The organism is Achromobacter sp. SIMBA_011 (assembly GCF_046535435.1).
Classification (GTDB): Bacteria; Pseudomonadota; Gammaproteobacteria; order Burkholderiales; family Burkholderiaceae_B; genus Achromobacter; species Achromobacter dolens.
In genome coordinates, this window is the sequence record NZ_JAWRWN010000661.1 from 1 (window position 1) to 262 (window position 262).

Below are 262 nucleotides of genomic sequence, written 5' to 3' on the forward strand. Positions count from 1 at the left end.
GTCTATTTACTTTCGGCGTCGCGATGGCTAACTGCGCGGCCGTCCCAACGGACGCGGCAGTTGGAAGCGCTGGACAAGCGACGTTGGCGTATTGCACGCCGCTACGGGAAATGACCAAGGAAAGCAAAACGATGAACTCCAACAATAGGCTATTCACGCGATCAAAGATCAGGGCGGCAAAGTGGTTTCGTTCGACAAAGACGTTTCGTATGCCGGGTTCATGCGCGCAATGGACGGCACTCAAAGGAAGCTCGCTAGGATG

General features: G+C 55.0%; 1 protein-coding gene. It reads right to left on the bottom strand.

Annotation, left to right across the window (positions count from 1 at the left end; genetic code table 11):
• Positions 1-244, bottom strand: a 244-nt coding sequence (locus tag SB816_RS32605; protein ID WP_410548325.1) for a hypothetical protein, incomplete at its 3' end; no start/stop codon positions are given.
• Positions 245-262: the final 18 nt, after the last annotated feature.